We start from the raw sequence: 17,591 nt of genomic DNA on the forward strand, positions 1-17,591 counted from the left end.
CCGGGCACCACGCCGCCGACACACCGGCATCCACCGGGCTGCGCTAGGCTGTTGCCTCGCCCCCGGTTCGGATATCCCGATGAAATCGCATCTGGCCCTCGCCGTGCTCGCCGCCTGCACGCCCGCCGGCGCCCTTGCCGCCGATACACTGTACTCGGGCGGCACCATCCTCACCGTCGACGACCGCCAGCCGCAGGTCGAAGCGGTGGTAGTGCGCGACGGACGCATCGCTTTTGTCGGCACGCGCCGGGCGGCGCTGGACTTCAGCCCCGCCGCACGCCAGGTCGACCTGCAGGGCCATACCCTCACCCCCGGCTTCATCGACGGCCACAGCCATGTCTCCGGCACCGGCCTGCAGGCGCTGTCGGCCAACCTGCTGCCCGCCCCCGATGGCGAGGGCAACTCGATCCCGGACCTGCAGCGGATCATGCGCCGGTTCCTGACCGGCACCGCCATTCCCGGCGGCTACAAGGTGCTGATCGGCTTCGGCTATGACGATTCGCAGCTGGCCGAACGGCGCCACCCCACCCGCGAGGAACTGGACGCCATCACCACGCAGATCCCGGTGATCCTGATGCACCAGTCCGGCCACCTGGGGGCCTACAACAGCAAGGCGCTGGAGGTGGCCGGCATCACCGCCGCCACGCCCGACCCGGAAGGCGGGGTGATCCGCCGCGAACCCGACTCCCGGGTGCCAAACGGGGTGATGGAGGAAAACGCGCACAACCTCACCCTGGCCAAGCTGATGCCCACGCTCGGCCTGGACGAGGCCATGACGATGCTCGAGGCCGGCCAGGCGCTGTACATGAAACATGGCTACACCACCGCCCAGGACGGCAATACCGATGCCGGCACGCTGGCGATGCTGCCGCTGGCCGGCAAGAGCGGGAAGCTGAAAATCGACGTGGTCGCCTACCCCAACATCGAGGTGGCGCTCAGCAACCCGGCGATGCAGGGGCCGTACTACAGCCGCCATTACACCGACCACTTCCGCATCGGCGGGGTCAAGATCACCCTGGACGGCTCGCCGCAGGGCAAGACCGCCTGGCTGACCCAGCCCTACTACAAGGTGCCCGAAGGCCAGAAGCAGTCCTACGCCGGCTACCCGATCTTCACCAACGCCCAGGCCGACGACCTGATCAACCGCGCCTGGGAACACGGCTGGCAGGTGCTGGCCCACGCCAACGGCGATGCCGCCATCGACCAGTTCATCCACGCCGTGAGCGCGGCCGAAAAAGCCCACCCGGGCAGGAAACTGCTGCCGGTGCTGATCCACGGCCAGACCCTGCGCAGGGACCAGGTGCCGCAGATCGCCCGGCTCGGCATCTTTCCCTCGCTGTTTCCGATGCACACCTACTACTGGGGCGACTGGCACCGCGAATCGGTACTGGGCCCGGCGCGTGCCGAGAACATCTCACCCACTGGCTGGGTACTGGATGCCGGCATGAAGTTCACCTCCCACCACGACGCGCCGGTGGTGTTCCCCGACGCGATGCGGGTGCTGGACGCCACCGTCAACCGCACCACCCGCAGCGGTCATGTGCTCGGCCCGGACCAGCGGGTCACCCCGCTGCAGGCACTCAAGGCCCTCACCCTGTGGGCGGCCGAGCAGTATGGGGAGCAGGACAGCAAGGGCTCGATCGAAACCGGCAAGCGCGCCGACCTGGTGGTGCTCTCGGACAATCCGCTGACCATCGCGCCGGCCAAACTGCACACCATCAAGGTGCTGCAGACGATCAAGGACGGCGAGGTCGTCTATCGCGCGGACGGGGCGGCGAAGTAAGCCGCCCCGTGCTGTCCCGCTGCCGGCCCGGGGCCGGGGCCGCGATCAGCCGGCGCACGCCGCGCACAACCCGTGTACTTCCAGGGTCTGTGCCTGCGGTTTGAAGCCCAGTTCGCGGGCGCGGTTCTCGAGCTGGCGCACGATGTCCCGGTCCTCCAGCTCGACCGCGCTGTGGCAGCGGTCGCAGATCAGGAACGGCACCGAGTGCTGGTTGCTGCTGGGGTGGTGGCAGGCGACGAAGGAATTGACCGACGACAGCTTGTGCACGAAGCCGTTGGCCATCAGGAAATCCAGCGCGCGGTACACGGTGGGCGGGGCATCGGCGCCCACGCCCTTGCCCTCGCGTACCCAGTCCAGCAGTTCGTAGGCCTTGACCGGCTTGCCGGCTTCGGCGATCAGCCGCAGCACGTTGGCGCGGATCGGCGTGAGCCGCAGCCCGCGCTCGCGGCACACCCGTTCGACCACGGCGATGAAATCCGCCGCGTCGTCGACATGGTGGTGGGGGCGGTGCAGCTGTGCTCGTGTCCGGTCATGTCTGCCTCGGCGGGATCAACCCTTCGGGACCTTGATGAGTGCGGCGTCGATGCGTTTCAAGGCTTCGTCGCGGCCGGCCAGGTACACCGTGTGCGAGATGTCCGGGCTGACCTGGGTACCGGTGATGGCCACGCGCAGCGGTTGCGCCACCTTGCCCATGCCGATCTCCAGCGCGGCGGCGGTGTCGTGCAGGGCCACGCCCACGCTCTCCGCGGTCCACTGCGGCAGCGCCGCCAGCAGCGCGCGCGCCTTGCCCAGCGCCAGCTCGGCACCGGGCTTGAAGTGCTTGGCCACGGCCGCCTCGTCGTATTCGGTCAGCGGCTGGTACCAGACCACCGCCTTCTCGGCCATTTCCTTCAGCGTCTGCACGCGCTCGCGCAGGGCGATGACCACGTCCACCGGCGCCGGGCCGGTGGCCAGGTCCAGGCCCAGCTTTTCCAGCTGGTAGACCAGGTGCGGCGCGATGCGCTCCGGCGCCTCGGTCTTGAGGAAGTGCTGGTTGACCCAGCCGAGCTTGGCCATGTCCAGGCGCGAGGCCTTGGAGTTGCAGTTGGTGACGTCGAACAGTTCGATCAGTTCCTGGCGGGTGAACAGTTCCTGGTCGCCATGCGACCAGCCCAGCCGTGCCAGGTAGCTCAGCAGCGCGTCGGGTAGGTAGCCGGCGTCCCGGTACTGCATCACGTCCGCCGCGCCGGTGCGCTTGGACAGCTTGGCGCCCTGCTCGTCCAGGATCATCGGCATGTGCCCGAACTTCGGCACCGGCGCACCGATGGCCTCGTACAGGTTGATCTGGCGCGGGGTGTTGTTGATGTGGTCGTCGCCGCGGATGACCTCGGTGATGCCCATGTCCCAGTCGTCCACCACCACCGCGAAGTTGTAGGTGGGGTAACCGTCGGGACGGAAGATCACCATGTCGTCCAGTTCGCTGTTGGCGATCTCGATGCGGCCCTTGATCAGGTCGTCGAATACCACGCTGCCGTCGAGCGGGTTCCTGAAGCGGATCACCCGGTTCGGGTCGTCCTTGAACGGCAGGCCCAGGTCGCGCGCGGCGCCGTTGTAGCGCGGCTTTTCCTGCCGGGCCATCGCGGCCTCGCGCATGGCATCGAGCTCCTCGCGGGTCTCGTAGGCGTAGTAGGCCTTGCCGGCGGCGATCAGCTGCTCGGCCACTTCCTTGTAGCGGGCGACGCGGTCGGTCTGGTAGACCGGGCCTTCGTCGTAGTCCAGGCCCAGCCAGTCCATCGCTTCCAGGATGGCGTCGATCGCCGCCTGGGTGCTGCGCTCGCGGTCGGTGTCCTCGATGCGCAGCACGAATTCGCCGCCGCGGTGGCGGGCCTCCAGCCAGCAGTACAGCGCGGTGCGGGCGCCACCGATGTGCAGGTAGCCGGTGGGACTGGGGCGAAGCGGGTGCGGACGGTCATGACGGGGGTGGAAGTGGGAATGGGCGCATTTTACCGCGTGATGGCTGCAACAAGCCGCTCCTGTCCTTTGCCCGGAAATCCGCCCAATCCGCCATGTGCGCGCAGGAGCCCGCGAGCGAATACGATGACGGGGACTTATTCCGGGGATATGGCCGGCCGCATCCGCGGAACGGAACGGTACCTCCCTGGACATTCCATCGCCGCCCACTCCGGAACCGCCCATGCGCCGATTCGCCTGGCTCCTGCTGCTTCTCACCGTTCCCCTGGCTGCCGGCGCCGTCGTGATCCGGCACGACGTCGACGATGCGAAGTACCGCGTGCCCGCCTCAGCCTTCCCGGCGCTGGTCGACATGCCCGGCGAGGGCCATGGCGTGCTGATCGCGCCGCGTTGGGTGGTGACCGCGGCGCATACCCTCCCGGCCCATTTCCCGCTCGGCCAGGTCGTGGTCGACGGGCGGCCGCGCGAGGTCGCGCGTGTCGTCGTCCATCCGGGCTACCGGACGCTGCCGCAGGCACTGGTCGACCAGGCCATGGCCAGCGGCGAGGCGATGCTGATCGTGGCTTTCCTCGCCACCTCCGACGACATCGCGCTGATCGAACTCAGGCAACCGGTGGCGGGCGTGGCGCCTGTCGCGCTCTACCCGCGCGGCGACGAGCCTGGCCGGACCATCGCGATCGTGGGAATGGGCGCTACCGGCACCGGCGCCACGGGGCACGATCCCGCCGGCCCCAACCGCACCGAGCTGCGCCGCGCGTTCAATATTGTCACCAGCGCCTATGACCGCTGGCTCTGCTATGTGTTCGACGAGCCACCCGCTGCCCTGCCCCTGGAAGGCATGCTGGGAAACGGGGACAGCGGAGGCCCGCTGCTCATCGAGGACGGCGGCCAATGGCGCCTGGCCGGCCTCGGGTCATGGAAGGTGATGGCAGGCGACGTGCGCACCGCGCGGCCGGGACGTTACGGCCAGACCGCGTGCAACGTGCGTGCGAGCCACTACGCCGACTGGATCCAGGCGGTGCTCTCCGGGCGCCCGCCGGCGCAGGCGGGAAGCTGAGCACCGCGCCGGCGGGCGTGGCCTTGGCGGCACACCCCGGCTTCCATCTCAGGGCCTGCGCACCACCAGCTCGCCGTGCACTTCGGTACCGTCGGACAGCACCAGCGACACCGGCACGCGCTGGCCTTCCTGCAGCGGGCCGCTGCCATCCATCAACATCAGGTGCAGCCCGCCGGGCTTGAGCTCGACGCCCTTGCCCGCCGCCAGCGGCAGGCGCTCGATCGCGCGCATGCGGCTGACCCCATCGACCAGCGTGGTTTCATGCACGGACACGTCCTTGAACGCCGGGCTGCGCACCGCGGTCACCGCCACGTCGGCCTTGCAGGTGTTGTCGATGCGACCGAAGCCACCGGCCATGTGCGCCATCGCCGGGAAACGGATCCAGCCGCCATCCAGGCGCACGCACGACGACGGCGCGGCCTGCGCCAGCGCACTGGCGGCGAAGCCGGCCATGCCCAACAGTACGCACGCGAATGGTTTGGTTATCATCGGACCCTCGACTCCCTGCCGTAATTCGAGGCCGCAGCATGACAACGCTCATCGACACGATCAACCACGGCCCCGTGCGCGAACTGCGGCTGGCACGGCCGCCGGTCAACGCGCTGGATACCGAGCTGTGCCGCGCGCTGATCGCGGCGATGAACCAGGCCATGGCCGAGGACGTGCAGGGCGTGGTGCTGTCCGGCAGCGAGCGCGTCTTCACCGGTGGCATGGACGTGCCCTACCTGCTGCGCCATGGCGAAGACCGGCAGCGGCTGATGGACAGCTGGCAGGCGTTCTTCGGCGCCGCGCGCACGCTGGCCGACAGCCGCATCCCGGTGGTGGCCGCATTGACCGGGCACTCCCCGGCCGGCGGCTGCGTGTTGGCGCTGTGCTGCGATTACCGGGTGATGGCGCGCAGCGTCGATCCGGCCAAGCCGCACCTGATCGGCCTGAACGAAGTGCAGGTGGGGCTGGTCGCGCCGGAAGGCATCCAGCGGCTGATGCGGCGCGTGGTCGGTGCGCACCGGGCCGGGGTGCTGCTGGCGGGCGGGCAACTGGTCAGCGCCGAGCGCGCGCTGGAGATCGGGCTGGTGGACGAACTGGCCGACGGCGCCGACGCCGTGGTCGCGCGCGCGCTGGCCTGGCTGCAGGCGCAGCTGACGCTGCCGCGGCAGCCGATGCTGCAGACCCGCGCCATTGCCCGCGCCGACCTGCACGAGGCGATGCAGCCGCAGCACATCCAGCTGGAGCGCTTCGTCGAGGCCTGGTATTCGGCCGACGCCCAGGCCGCGCTGCAGGCCCTGGCGGCCAGGCTGGGCAAAAGCTAGGAACGGGGTGGCGAGGAACCAGAAACGGAGAGCGGCACGGCACGCTGCCGCCGCTTTCACCCGGCTCTCGTTCCTCTGCACGCGTTTCTGCTCCAAAATGGCGGCCTGTCGAACCCCAGGCCCGCCCTCTTGTCCGCCAACGCCGACCCCGTGGTACCCGAACTGATCGACCTGCTGTCGCTGGAGCGGCTCGAGGACAACCTGTTCCGGGGCCAGAGCCGCGACATCGGCACCAAGTACGTGTTCGGCGGGCAGGTGCTGGGGCAGGCGCTGGCCGCCGCCCAGGCCACCATCGACAACGGCCGCCACGTGCATTCGCTGCACGCCTATTTCCTGCGCGCCGGCAACATCGACCACCCGATCATCTACGACGTCGACCGCACCCGCGACGGCGGCAGCTTCTCGGTGCGCCGGGTCACCGCGATCCAGCACGGCAAGGTGATCTTCTTCTGTGCGGCGTCGTTCCAGCAGGCCGAACGCGGCGCCGAGCACCAGCACAAGATGCCCGAGGTTCCGCAGCCGGAAGACATCGAGCCCAACCGCCCGCTGCCGCCGGAGGTGCTCGAACGACTGCCGGTGAAGGTGCAGCGCTGGCTCTCGCGCGGCGGCCCGTTCGAGTTCCGCCACGTCTACCCGCGCGATGAACTGCATCCGCCCAAGCGCCCGCCCTACCACCAGGTGTGGATGCGCCTGAACGAGCGCGTCGGCGATGCGCCGGAACTGCACCAGGCGCTGCTGGCCTATGCCTCGGATTTCCACCTGCTGGGCACCGCGACCTTCCCGCACGGCATCAGCTACTACCAGCCGCACGTGCAGATGGCCTCGCTCGACCACGCGCTGTGGTTCCACCGCCCGTTCCGCGTGGACGACTGGCTGCTGTATTCGCTGGACAGCCCCAGCGCGCAGGACTCACGCGGCCTGGCCCGCGGCCAGTTCTTCACCCGCGACGGCGTGCTGGTGGCCAGCACCGCGCAGGAAGGCCTGATCCGGGTCGCGCCGGCGGCCGGCGAAGGCGGCGGGGAGTAAGCATGCGCAAGATCTTCACCAGCCAGCGCGTGGAAAACGCCGAAGGCGTGGCCGCCCTGCTGCGCGAGGCCGGCATCGAGGTCCGCATCACCAACGGCCGCTCGTACCAGAGCAGGCGCCGCGGCCAGTTCAGCTATCTGGACAAGAAAGACGACAGCCAGTTGCCCACCGTCTGGGTGGTATGCGCCGACGACCAGCCGCGCGCCCGCGAGATCCTGCGCGACGCACGCCTGCTCGACACCACCCGCCGCGACCACCCGGTCGCCGAGTACGCATTCCGCGACCCGCCGGCGGCGTCCGGCAGCCGCAGCTGGGCCTGGCGCATCCGCATCGCCCTGCTGCTGGTGATCGCCGCCGTCGCGCTGGTGGTCATGCTGCGCCACCGCGCCGCACCGCCAGCCGCACCGACACCCGCACCGGCGCCGCAGGTGCAACCGGCCCCCGGCCAGGACAACGCGGACGGCTTCCGGGTACGCATCCAGCCCAGCCAACCGGCCCCGGCCCCAGCGCCAGCCGCACCGGCAACGCCACCGAAGCCTTGACCGGCAGGCGGGCAGTCACATTGGCCGGCGGGCTCCGTCCGGTAATGCAGACCACCGGGAGCCGCCCATGACCGCTGCCACGCTCGAATCCCTGCTGCACCACGAACTGCCCGCCGCCCGCGGCGGCTGCACCCAGTCCTATGGGCGCATCGTGGTGGCCTGCCAGAACACGGTGACCGCCATCGCCCTGGCCATGACCCGCGACGTACAGGCTAGCGAGGACATCGCCCAGGAGGCCTTCATCAAGGCCTGGCAGCAGCTCAACCAGCTCAGCAATCCGTCCAGCTTCCTGCCCTGGCTGCGGCAGATCACCCGCAACCTCGCCCGCGACTGGCTGCGTGCCAACCGCAACCGCCCGCTCAGCGGCGAAGCCGCCGAGATCGCCATCGGCATGGCCGCCGATCCCGCCCCGGCGCCGCCGAAGCCATGGCGCGGGTGGAGGAGGAACTGGCTGCCGAAGAGATCATCTCCACCCTGCCCGAGGACAGCCGCGAGGCGTTGCTGCTGTTCTACCGCGAGGGCCAGAGCTCGCAGCAGGTCGCCGCGCTGCTGGGCTTGAGCGACGCGGCGGTGCGCAAGCGCCTGTCGCGCGCGCGCGCCACCGTGCGCGAGGAAATGCTGCGCCGCTTCGGCGAGTTCGCGCGCGCCAGCGCGCCGGGCACCGCGTTCGCCGCCACCCTGTGCTCGCTGCTGATGGTGGCCGCGCCCGGCACCGCCAGCGCGGTGGTGATCGGCAGTACCGCCGGCCTGGCCAGCGCCGGCAAGCTGGGTGCCGGGGCCGGCGGCATGGGCGCCAGCGCGGTGGGCGGCGGCGCGGCGGGCGGCTCGGTCGGCATGCTGGCCAACACGCTGATGGCCGATGGTTTCCACTTCGGCCTGGCCGTGGGCGCCACCCTCGGCGGCACCGCGGCCGCCTGGCTGGGCGGGTTGTACCTGCTGCACTACGCCGAATCGGCCGCCGAGCGCGCGCAGGTGCAGCGCTTCATGCGCCTGCACACCGCCACCGCCGCCCTGTTCTGCGGGGGCACGCTGCTGGTGGTGCTGCTGCACCTGGGGCTGGTGGTGTCGCTGGCATCGCTGCTGGTGGGCATGTGCGCGATCAACTACCAGTACCTGGTCACGCTGCCGCGGATCATGGGCCCGATGCTGGCCCGCGACGCCGCCCGCCATGGCCGCAGCGGCCCCACACGTCTGTACAACAGCCTGTTCGGCCGCAGCGCGGTGGCGGTATCCAGCGTGCTGGTGGTCGCCTCGGTGCTGTACGTCCTGCTCACCCGCTGACCCGCCAAGTCCGCGGCCAATGCGGCGGGCGCGAAAAGCAGCGCCCCGCACGATGGCGGGGCGCTGTTTCATCGGGACTGGCTTACTTCGCCGCGGGTGCCGGCATCGGCTGCGGACCGCGCGTGCCCATCCGGGCACGGGCAGCCTCCAGCTCGGCAGGGCTCAACTTGCCGTCCTTGTCGGTATCGGCATTGCGGAACCATTCCTCGCGGCGCTGCTTGGCGCGCGCCTCGCGGTCGGCCTGGTCGATGAAGCCGTCCTTGTTGACGTCCATGCGCTGGAAGAAGGCCTGGTACTCGACGGCGCTGACGCGGCCATCGTGGTCGCTGTCCATCATCCACAGCATGCCCTGGCCTCCCGGGCAGCGATGGTGGCGGCCCATGCCGCGGTGGCCGTCGCCGCCACGGGCGTGCCAGCGCGGCATCTCATCGCGCGACAGCCTGCCGTCCTTGTTCGTGTCCCGTGCGTCGAAGCGCTGCGCCAGCCGCGGGTGCGCCGCGGCTTCCTGGCGGTCGATCGCGCCGTCGCCGTTGGCATCCATGCGCGCCGGCGCGGGCTTCTGCGTGGGCGCGGTGGCGGCCAGGGTGGCGCCGGTGGCGGAAGCGGCCAGCAGTACGGCCAGCAGGATCAGGGGTTTGCGGTGGGTCATGGTCGGGCTCCGGTGGTGGAAGATCGGGCGCATGGCTGCGTCCTCATGGCAATCAACGCGTGCCGGACGCCCGCGTTGACGCCGATACGGGGGTGTTCACGGCGCAGACAGCCCGCGCCGAACGCGCGTACTGAGACCGCCGGCCGCTATGCTGTGGCCATGGCCCTGCATGGCGACTCCCACGAAGAACTGCGCCTGTTCCAGACCGGCGAACACCCCTGCGGCTACTTTCCCGAGCGGCGCGCGCGCGACCTGGTGCTCGACCCGCAGGACAGCCGGCTGGGCGAGCTCTACCCGATGGCGCTGGGCTGGGGCTTCCGCCGCTCCGGCGACCTGGTCTACCGGCCGCACTGCCAGCAATGCCGCGCCTGCGTGCCGGTGCGGGTACCGGTGGACCGCTTCGCGCCCGACCGCAGCCAGCGCCGCTGCCTGGCGCGCAACCACGACCTCGAATGCCGGGTGCTGCCGGCCGCACGCACCGACGAGCAGTTCGCGCTGTACCGGCGCTACCTGGCCGCGCGCCATGCCCGCGGCGGCATGGACGACCATGGTCCGCACGAGTTCGACCAGTTCCTGATCGGCGGCTGGTCGCATGGACGCTTCCTGGAGATCCGCGCCCCTGGCGCCGCCGGGCAGCGCGGCCCGCTGCTGGCGGTGGCTGTCACCGACGTCACCCCGCTGGGGCTGTCGGCGGTGTACACGTTCTTCGATCCGGACCAGCGCGCACGCGGCCTGGGCACCTACGCGATCCTGCAGCAGATCGACTGGGCACGCCGCTGCCGCGCTCCCCACCTGTACCTGGGGTACTGGATCGACGGCCACCGCAAGATGGACTACAAGCGCCGCTACCGGCCGCTGGAGTGCTTCGACGGCCGCCGCTGGCTCGACATGGACACCGGTGCCGCGCCGGTCGCTTAGGCCATTACGCTGCCATCCCACCTTCATCGCCCGGGTGCGAGAATGCGGCCATGAACAAACACACCCTGCTCCTGGCCCTGACGATGCTCTGCGCCGCCTGCACCAGCACCGCCCCGGCCGCCGCGCCGGCAGCACCGGCCACGCCCCAGCTGCGGCTGGCGACCTACAACACCTCGCTGTATTCGGACGATGCCGGCGGCCTGATCCGTGAACTGGAAGGCGACAGCGCGCATGCGCGCAAGATCGCCGCGGTGCTGCAGCGGGTACGCCCCGACCTGGTGCTGCTCAACGAGTTCGATTTCGACGAGGCCCATCGCGCCGCCGACCTGTTCCAGCAGCGCTATCTGGAAACCGCGCAGGCCGGTGGCGGCGACCCGTTGCGTTATCCCTACCGCTACCTGGCACCGGTCAACACCGGGGTGCCCAGCGGCCTGGACCTGGACAACAACGGCAGCGTCGGCGGCAAGGGCCGCGAGCGCGGCAACGATGCCTGGGGCTACGGCCTGCACCCGGGCCAGTACGGCATGCTGGTGCTGTCGAAGTACCCGATCGACACCGCGGCCGTGCGCAGCTTCCAGCTGTTGAAGTGGAGCGCCCTGCCCGGCGCGATCCGCCCGATCGACCCGGATACCGGCAAGCCGTTCTGGAACGACGCGGTCTGGTCGCAGCTGCGGCTTTCGTCCAAGTCGCACTGGGACGTGCCGGTGCGCACCCCGCTGGGCACGGTGCACGTGCTGGCCGCGCACCCGACCCCGCCGGTGTTCGATGGCCGGGAAAAGCGCAACGCCGCGCGCAACCACGACGAACTGCGGCTGTGGAAGGACTACCTGGACGGCGGCGACACGCCGTGGCTGTGCGACGACCAGGGCCGCTGCGGCGGGCTGGCCGCGGACGCGCGCTTCGTGATCGTCGGTGACCTCAACAACGATCCGGTGGATGGCGATGGCCGCCACGACGCCATCGTCGAGCTGCTGGAACACCCGCGGGTGCTGCGCTACCCGACCCCGGCCAGCGCCGGCGGCGAGCAGACCAGCCTGGCCTATGCGGAGAAGGGCATCATGCGCCGCGGCGCGCCGCAGCATGCCACCGGTGATTTCGGCCCGCGCTCGGGCACGATGCGGCTGGATTACGTGCTGCCCTCGACCGGCTTCAGCTACGTCGACGGCGGCGTGTTCTGGCCGGCGGCCGACACCGCGGAGGCGGCGATCGCCGACGGCAGCGACCACCACCTGGTATGGGTGGACGTGCGCTGAGCCTGCCCGCAGGCAGCAGCGACTGAAGAAAAAAACGCCGGCGACCGCCGGCGTTTTTCTGTCATGCCGAGTGGCCGGTCAGCGCAGCTCGATGGCGATGGCCGCGGCCGCGTCGCGGGCGATGGCGCGGGCCTGGTCCACGTCCGCGGCCCGGGCCAGGGTGACGCCGACCCGGCGCTGGCCCTGCACCACCGGCTTGCCGAACAGGCGCAGCACCGAATCCGGGTGCGCCAGCGCGTCGGCCACGTTGCTGAAGAACGGCACGCCGTTGCCCTGCGCCAGCAGCGCGCATGACGCCGCCGGCCCGTAGTGGCGGATCAACCCGCCCTCGCCGGCATCGACCGGCAGCCCGAGGATCGCCCGCGCATGCAGCGCGAACTCGCTCAGCGCCTGCGATGCCAGCGTCACCAGCCCGGTGTCGTGCGGGCGCGGGCTGACCTCGCTGAACCACACCTCGTCGCCCTTCACGAACAGCTCCACGCCGAACACGCCCCAGCCGCCGAGGTCGTCGGTGATCGCGCGCGCCACCGCCTGCGCGCGCGCCAGCGCCGCGGCCGACATCGCCTGCGGCTGCCAGCTTTCGCGGTAGTCGCCGTCGCGCTGCAGGTGGCCGATCGGCGCGCAGAACGCGGTGCCGCCGGCGTGGCGCACGGCAAGCAGGGTGATCTCGTAGTCGAAATCGATGAAACCCTCGACGATGCAGCGCCCGGCACCAGCGCGGCCACCGGTCTGCGCATACTCCCAGGCCGGGCCGATGTCGGCCGCGCTGCGCAGCGTGCTCTGGCCCTTGCCCGACGACGACATCACCGGCTTGACCACGCACGGCAGGCCGATGGCCTCTACCGCGGCGCGGTACTCGGCCTCGGTGTCGACGAAGCGGTACGGCGACGTCGGCAGGCCCAGGGTTTCGGCCGCCAGGCGGCGGATGCCCTCGCGGTCCATGGTCAGGCGTGCCGCGCGCGCGGTGGGAACCACGCGCAGGCCCTGCGCGGCCTCCAGCTCCACCAGGGTCTGGGTGTGGATGGCCTCGATCTCGGGCACCACCAGGTGCGGCTGTTCGCGCGCGATCACCGCGCGCAGCGCCTGCGGATCGAGCATGTCGATGACATGGCTGCGGTGCGCGACCTGCATCGCCGGGGCATCGGCATAGCGGTCCACGGCGATCACTTCCACGCCGAAGCGCTGCAGTTCGATCGCCACTTCCTTGCCCAGTTCACCCGAACCGAGCAGCAGCACGCGGGTGGCGGAAGGCGACAGCGGGGTACCAAGCGAGGTCATCGGGGGATCCGGAGGGCAACGGGGGCGCACATTCTAGCCGCGGGCAAGCGACCGCCCCCCTCTTGCATGTTGATATCAATTTGATATCTTTCATCGCAACCACCACGGATGACGCGCCATGAAAGAGAAAGCCCTCGGTTCCCTGCCCGGCATTCCCAGCCTGCTGGGCTCGCTGCTGTTGATGCTGGCCGGCGCCGCCGCGCTGGTCTACGCGGTGGTCCTGGCCAAGTCCGGGGCCGGCGGCGCCGGCCTGCTGTTCGCCGCTGGCCTGGTGCTGCTGGTCGTGGGCCTGTTCCTGAGCTGCGGCCTGTACATGGTCCAGCCCAACCAGGCCGCGGTGGTGAGCCTGTTCGGCAAGTACGTGGGCACGGTCAAGGACAACGGCCTGCGCTGGAACAACCCGTTCTTCACCAAGAAGAAGGTCAGCCAGCGCGTGCGCAACTTCGAGAGCGGCAAGCTCAAGGTCAACGAACTGGACGGCTCGCCGATCGAGATCGCCGCGGTGATCGTGTGGCAGGTGGTGGACGCCTCCGAGGCGGTCTACAACGTCGACGACTACGAGAGCTTCGTGCACATCCAGTCCGAGTCGGCGCTGCGCGCGATGGCCACCAGCTACCCCTACGACCAGCACGAGGACGGCCAGCTGTCGCTGCGCAGCCACGCCAGCGAGATCTCCCAGCACCTGAAGGACGAGCTGGCCGAGCGCCTGGCCGATGCCGGGGTGCAGGTGCTCGACGCGCGCATCAGCCACCTGGCCTACGCCCCCGAGATCGCCCAGGCGATGCTGCAGCGGCAGCAGGCCAACGCGGTGATCGCCGCGCGCCAGCGGATCGTCGCCGGCGCGGTGGGCATGGTCGAGATGGCCCTGGCCGAGCTGCAGAAGAGCGGCCTGGTCTCGCTGGACGAGGAACGCAAGGCACAGATGGTCGGCAACCTGCTCACCGTGCTGTGCTCGGACCGCGGCACCCAGCCGGTGGTCAACACCGGTTCGCTGTACTGAGGCCGTCCGATGAATGACCTGCTCGCCGCGCTGATCGTCGCCCTCACCGGCCTGCCCGCCCTGGGCATCGCCGCCTGGAGCAGCCGCGATGGCAGCCGCCACGCGCGCGGCCTCGGGCTGCGCTGGGCGCTGATCGCGCTGAGCCTGTTCCTGGGCGCCACCGGCCTGTACCTGGCCGCCGGCAACCGCATGGCCACCTATGCCGTGGTGATCGCGCTGGTGGTGGTGGTCAACGCGCTGGGCGTGGCGCTGGTCCTGCACCTGCGCCGCGCACCGGCGGGGACGGGACGCCGGTGAGCGAGAAAAAGGCCTATCCGCTGCGCATCAACGCCGACGTGCTGGCGGCGGCGCAGCGCTGGGCCGACGACGAGCTGCGCAGCCTCAACGCGCAGATCGAGTACGTGATACGCGATGCGCTGCGCAAGGCCGGGCGGCTGCCCACCCCCAGGAACGAATCCACCGAGGAAGAACCATGAGTACGCAATGGAAGTATCTCGTCGTCAAAGTGAAGACCGGCATGCTCGGCGACTTCAAGATGGAGACGCTGCAGGAAGAGCTGGACCGGCATGGCCGGCTCGGCTGGGAACTGGTCAACGTGGTACACGCCACGCCCACCATCTCCTCGCCCACCCTGGTCTTCAAGAAGGAAGTCTGAGATGAAGCGACTGCAGGCATGGATCGCCGGCATGGCGACCGCGGTCGTGATCGCGGCCGGTGCGGCGGCCGCCGATTCCCCCGCCGCGCTCGCCACGCGGCTGCTCGACCAGCTCGACGCCGGCCAGTACGCCGCGGCCGAGGCCACGTTCTCGCCGCAGATGAAGGCCGCGGTTCCTGCGCACAAGCTCAAGGCCATGTGGGAGTCGCTGCCCGTGCTGCTGGGCGCGGCGGGTGCGCGCGGCGAAGCGACCGTCAGCGAGGCCGACGGCTTCCGCATCGTGGCCATCCCGCTGGCCTACGCACGCGACAACGTGCTGGCGCGCGTGGTGCTGGACGGCGACGACCGCATCGCCGGCTTCCTGGTGCAGCCCCCGCCGCCACCGCCACCGCCGCCGGCCGCGGATGCGTCCTTCAGCGAACAGGCCATCACCCTGCCGGCGCTGGCGTCGGGCAAGCCCGGACTGCCGGGCACGCTGACCCTGCCGCGGGGCAAGGGCCCGTTCCCCGCCGTGGTGCTGGTGCATGGCTCCGGCCCGCAGGACCGCGACGAGACCATCGGCGGCAACCGCCCGTTTCTGGACATCGCCCGCGGTCTGGCCGCACACGGCATCGCCTCGCTGCGCTACGACAAGCGCACCCGGGCGCGGCCGCAGGATTTCAGCGGCACGTTCGGCATCGATGACGAAACCACCGACGACGCCGTCGCCGCCGTCGCCGCGCTGGCCGGCAATGCCGCCATCGCCCACGACCGCATCCACGTGCTCGGCCACAGCCAGGGCGGCCTGCTGGCCGGCCGCATCGCCGCCAGGAGCCAGGGCAAGGTGGCCGGGCTGATCCTGCTGGCGGCACCGGCGCGCCCGATCCTCGACCTGCTGGGCGAACAGAACCGCTACCTGGCCCATCTCGACGGCAGCGTCAGTGCCGAAGAACAGGCGCACCTGGACGCCCTGGACGCGGCGATCGCCAAGGTGCGCCGCGACCCGCGGCGAAGCTGCTGGAGCTGCCCGGCCACTACTGGCAGCAGCTCGAACGGATCGACCCGGTGGCCGATGCGCGCGCCAGCCAGCTCCCGGTGCTGTTGCTGCAGGGCGGCCGCGACTTCCAGGTGGTCGATGCCGACTGGCAGCGCTGGAAACAGGGACTGCAGGGGCCGCGCTACCGCTTCCACCTGTACCCCGCGCTCAACCACCTGGGCATCGCCGGCGAAGGCAAGGGCACGCTGGACGAATACAGCAAGCCCGGCCACGTCGATGCCACGCTGATCCAGGATATCGTGCGCTGGGTACAGGCGCAGGAATGACACCGCGGTGTCCCGATGCCGGCGTGATGATGCCGGCACCGGACACCCGCGGCCCATGACCACCGGAGCAGGAACCCACGAAATGGCGACTGCGACACCCCTGCCGAAGGACTATCCGCTCGCGCCACAGGGCGGCATGCCGCTGCTGATCCTGTGGGCCATCCTGCTGGCGGCGATCGGGCTGCCGCTGGCGTTCCTGGCCGGCGACAAGGGCGTGGCGGCACTGGCGAGCCCACGCGCCTGGCTGGGCCCGCTGCTGGTGTCGCTGACCGGCGTGGCGGTGAGCCTGGCCTACCTGCGCAAGCGCATCACGCTCGATGCCGGCGGCCTGGTGGTCCGCTCCACGTTCTATACCCGGAGCGTGGCCATCGGCTCGCTGCAGCTGGAGCGGGCGCGCATCGTCGACCTGGGCGAACACCGCGCCTTGAAACCGGCGCTCAAGACCAACGGCTACAGCCTGCCCGGCTTTCGCTCCGGCCACTACCGCATGGGCGATGGCAGCAAGGCGTTCTGCCTGATCACCGACCACAGCCGCGTGCTGGTGCTGCCGCTGCGCGATGGCGCGCAGTTGCTGCTTTCGCCCGAGCAGCCACGTGCCCTGCTCGACGCACTGAAGCAGCGCGCCGGCGACGGCGCGGCGTAGAAGCGGCCAACGCGCATCGCCGGCGGACACGCCTGCATGCGCCAGCGCCGGCATCGACAGCCCCGCGGCGATGGCCCAAGCTAACGCCATGCGCACCGCTCCACGCCTGCTGCTCAATACCCCGGATATCGAACTGTGGCCCGGCGGCCTGCTGCGCGCGCGCAGCAACCACGATGCACGGCTGCTGTCCCGTGCGCGCACGGTGCTGCGGCGCAAGCGCGACGGGCGCTACCTGGCCGCGCAGCTGCCGGAAGGACTGATGCCGATGGTCGAACGCCTGGCCCGCGAGCCGGGCATCGACGCGGCGCTGCAGTGCCTGGAAACCCCGCTGCCGCGCGGCGGTCCGCCCGCGCAGGCATCGCTGCCGCTGGATCGCCTCAACCAACGCCTGCAGCGCCTGGGCCTGGACCAGCGCTATGCCGCCGGCAGCGGCCTGCCGCTGGTGGCGGAGCCGGCCTGGCTGCATTTCGCCGGCCTGGACCGCTACCGGCGCGCGCTGTGGCTGACCCGCGGCGCCGCGCGCGCGTGGCAGCGGCTGCGCGCGGCTGCGGCGGTCGACGGCGTCGCGCTGGATGCGATCTCCGGCTACCGCAGCCACGACTACCAGCTGGGCATCTTCGAACGCAAGCTCGCCCGCGGCCTGCGCGTGGCGGAGATCCTCACCGTCAACGCGGCGCCGGGCTACAGCGAGCACCACGGCGGCAACGCACTGGACATCGGCACGCCCGGCGAGCCGCCGGCGGAAGAATCGTTCGAGCGCACCGCGGCCTTCGCCTGGCTGCAGGCGCACGCCGGGGAGTTCGGCTTCCACATGAGCTACCCGCGCGGCAACCCGCACGGCATCGTCTACGAACCCTGGCACTGGTGCTTCAGCGGCCCCACGGGGTGAACCCGGCAGCGGCGGCCGCTGGCGCACGCGCCGCTGCCGCGCGCGCAGCCCTGGC

Annotated in this window: 17 protein-coding genes and 3 pseudogenes; 15 read left to right on the plus strand and 5 right to left on the minus strand. The window is 70.6% G+C overall.

The features are described 5' to 3' along the window. Positions 1-79 precede the first annotated feature (79 nt). Positions 80-1,783, plus strand: a complete 1,704-nt coding sequence (locus B1L07_10965) for an amidohydrolase (GenBank protein ID AUZ55520.1) — start codon at positions 80-82, stop codon at positions 1,781-1,783. Between the two features lie 45 nt (positions 1,784-1,828). Here B1L07_10965 and B1L07_10970 read toward each other — a convergent pair whose 3' ends face one another. Both B1L07_10970 and B1L07_10975 read right to left on the minus strand, forming a co-directional pair. Beyond that, positions 1,829-2,296, minus strand: a complete 468-nt coding sequence (locus B1L07_10970; GenBank protein ID AUZ55521.1) for a Fur family transcriptional regulator — start codon at positions 2,294-2,296, stop codon at positions 1,829-1,831. A 36-nt stretch (positions 2,297-2,332) separates the two neighbouring features. Continuing rightward, positions 2,333-3,735: pseudogene (locus tag B1L07_10975) on the minus strand (glutamate--tRNA ligase). A 221-nt stretch (positions 3,736-3,956) separates the two neighbouring features. Between B1L07_10975 and B1L07_10980 the strand changes: the two are divergent. Continuing rightward, positions 3,957-4,790, plus strand: coding sequence for a trypsin (locus tag B1L07_10980; GenBank protein ID AUZ55522.1), 834 nt, complete (start codon positions 3,957-3,959; stop codon positions 4,788-4,790). A 48-nt stretch (positions 4,791-4,838) separates the two neighbouring features. Here the strand turns inward: B1L07_10980 and B1L07_10985 are convergent, their stop codons facing one another. Next, positions 4,839-5,279 carry a hypothetical protein gene (locus B1L07_10985; GenBank protein ID AUZ55523.1) on the minus strand — a complete coding sequence of 147 codons (441 nt, stop codon included), beginning with the start codon at positions 5,277-5,279 and terminating at the stop codon, positions 4,839-4,841. Between the two features lie 38 nt (positions 5,280-5,317). Between B1L07_10985 and B1L07_10990 the strand changes: the two genes are divergently transcribed. The 4 genes and pseudogenes from B1L07_10990 to B1L07_11005 all read left to right on the plus strand — a co-directional run bounded on the left by B1L07_10990 (position 5,318) and on the right by B1L07_11005 (position 8,949). Beyond that, on the plus strand, positions 5,318-6,100 hold the full coding sequence (locus tag B1L07_10990) for an enoyl-CoA hydratase (protein AUZ55524.1): 783 nt from the start codon (positions 5,318-5,320) through the stop codon (positions 6,098-6,100). Between the two features lie 129 nt (positions 6,101-6,229). Then, a complete protein-coding gene (locus B1L07_10995) occupies positions 6,230-7,126 on the plus strand; it encodes an acyl-CoA thioesterase II (protein ID AUZ55525.1) in 897 nt (298 codons plus the stop codon). A 2-nt stretch (positions 7,127-7,128) separates the two neighbouring features. Next, positions 7,129-7,668, plus strand: coding sequence for a pathogenicity-like protein (locus tag B1L07_11000; GenBank protein AUZ55526.1), 540 nt, complete (start codon positions 7,129-7,131; stop codon positions 7,666-7,668). Positions 7,669-7,735: 67 nt separating this feature from the next. Then, positions 7,736-8,949: pseudogene (locus B1L07_11005) on the plus strand (RNA polymerase subunit sigma-70). Positions 8,950-9,031: 82 nt separating this feature from the next. On the opposite strand, the gene B1L07_11010 reads toward B1L07_11005, so the two are convergent. Next, complete coding sequence (locus B1L07_11010) at positions 9,032-9,598, minus strand: hypothetical protein (protein ID AUZ56559.1); 567 nt, start codon at positions 9,596-9,598, stop codon at positions 9,032-9,034. 159 nt (positions 9,599-9,757) lie between these two features. Between B1L07_11010 and B1L07_11015 the strand changes: the two genes are divergently transcribed. Beyond that, positions 9,758-10,516 carry an arginyltransferase gene (locus B1L07_11015; GenBank protein AUZ55527.1) on the plus strand — a complete coding sequence of 253 codons (759 nt, stop codon included), beginning with the start codon at positions 9,758-9,760 and terminating at the stop codon, positions 10,514-10,516. A gap of 50 nt (positions 10,517-10,566) precedes the next feature. Continuing rightward, positions 10,567-11,769, plus strand: coding sequence for an endonuclease (locus tag B1L07_11020; GenBank protein AUZ55528.1), 1,203 nt, complete (start codon positions 10,567-10,569; stop codon positions 11,767-11,769). 78 nt (positions 11,770-11,847) lie between these two features. On the opposite strand, the gene B1L07_11025 is transcribed toward B1L07_11020, so the two are convergent. Continuing rightward, positions 11,848-13,047, minus strand: a complete 1,200-nt coding sequence (locus B1L07_11025) for a phosphoribosylglycinamide formyltransferase 2 (protein ID AUZ55529.1) — start codon at positions 13,045-13,047, stop codon at positions 11,848-11,850. Positions 13,048-13,165: 118 nt separating this feature from the next. On the opposite strand from B1L07_11025, the gene B1L07_11030 reads away from it, so the two are divergent. The 7 genes and pseudogenes from B1L07_11030 to B1L07_11060 all read left to right on the plus strand — a co-directional run bounded on the left by B1L07_11030 (position 13,166) and on the right by B1L07_11060 (position 17,536). After that, entirely contained in the window at positions 13,166-14,047 is an 882-nt protein-coding gene (locus B1L07_11030) for a hypothetical protein (protein AUZ55530.1), read from the plus strand. Between the two features lie 9 nt (positions 14,048-14,056). Beyond that, complete coding sequence (locus B1L07_11035; protein ID AUZ55531.1) at positions 14,057-14,344, plus strand: hypothetical protein; 288 nt, start codon at positions 14,057-14,059, stop codon at positions 14,342-14,344. Then, positions 14,341-14,523, plus strand: coding sequence for an Arc family DNA binding domain-containing protein (locus B1L07_11040; GenBank protein AUZ55532.1), 183 nt, complete (start codon positions 14,341-14,343; stop codon positions 14,521-14,523). The genes B1L07_11035 and B1L07_11040 overlap by 4 nt, the downstream gene beginning before the upstream one ends. Continuing rightward, positions 14,520-14,702 (plus strand): hypothetical protein, encoded by a 183-nt coding sequence (locus B1L07_11045; protein AUZ55533.1) that lies wholly within the window; start codon positions 14,520-14,522, stop codon positions 14,700-14,702. The genes B1L07_11040 and B1L07_11045 overlap by 4 nt, the downstream gene beginning before the upstream one ends. 1 nt (position 14,703) lies before the next feature. Then, positions 14,704-16,004 (plus strand): annotated as a pseudogene (locus B1L07_11050) (hypothetical protein). A gap of 82 nt (positions 16,005-16,086) precedes the next feature. Beyond that, a complete protein-coding gene (locus B1L07_11055) occupies positions 16,087-16,647 on the plus strand; it encodes a hypothetical protein (GenBank protein AUZ55534.1) in 561 nt (186 codons plus the stop codon). A gap of 88 nt (positions 16,648-16,735) precedes the next feature. Further along, on the plus strand, positions 16,736-17,536 hold the full coding sequence (locus B1L07_11060) for a peptidase (GenBank protein ID AUZ55535.1): 801 nt from the start codon (positions 16,736-16,738) through the stop codon (positions 17,534-17,536). Positions 17,537-17,591 lie beyond the last annotated feature (55 nt).

The sequence above is a fragment of the Stenotrophomonas acidaminiphila genome (genome assembly GCA_002951995.1).
Classification (GTDB): domain Bacteria; phylum Pseudomonadota; class Gammaproteobacteria; order Xanthomonadales; family Xanthomonadaceae; genus Stenotrophomonas; species Stenotrophomonas acidaminiphila_A.